Genomic DNA, 544 nt, shown 5'->3' with positions numbered 1-544 from the left:
GGGTAGGGGAGCGTCGCGGAGGGGGGTGCGGACGGGGAGCCCTGGGCCGGGTGAGCGGCCGCGTCGTCCGATCGCCGGCTCCGCCGCACGATCCAGACCACGAAGGCCACGATCAGCCCGAGCACCACGAGCGACCACAGCGTCCGCCCGGTCGCGGGCGCCCAGGGCATCGCCCCGGTGTACGCGCCGCCGAGCGACCAGAAGCCCTGCGCCACCGGCAGCATCGAGGCGAGCACGAGGACGCCGATCCCGGCGTGCACCCGGTCGAGCGAGCCGCGGAGCAGCCGCTCCACCGGCAGGGCGCCGTCCTGGTCGGGCAGCAGCAGCCAGGCCGCGGCGTAGAGGAGGAGCGCGGGCCCGCCCAGCACCGCGACGACGAGCACGATCCCGCGCACGATCAGCGGGTCGATGCCGAGCCGGTCGGCGATCCCCGCGCAGACGCCGCCGATCCAGCCGGGACGGCGGGGCAGGTCGAGGCCTCGCAGCCAGAGCACGAAGCGGTTCTCGGGCGCGGGGATCGCCGACCGGCTCGGCATCGACCCGC

General features: G+C 76.7%; 1 protein-coding gene. It reads right to left on the bottom strand.

Annotated features, from left to right (window positions below; translation table 11 throughout):
• Nucleotides 1-494 (bottom strand): PspC domain-containing protein (locus tag C5C29_RS16755; protein ID WP_181128847.1); only part of this gene is annotated, 494 nt, incomplete at its 3' end.
• Nucleotides 495-544: the final 50 nt, after the last annotated feature.

Origin of the sequence: Rathayibacter sp. AY1H2 (genome assembly GCF_002931985.1) — a bacterium.
Taxonomy (GTDB): Bacteria; Actinomycetota; Actinomycetes; order Actinomycetales; family Microbacteriaceae; genus Rathayibacter.
The sequence above is the reverse complement of the archived record's forward strand: the minus strand, read 5'-3'. Positions and strand labels throughout refer to the sequence as shown.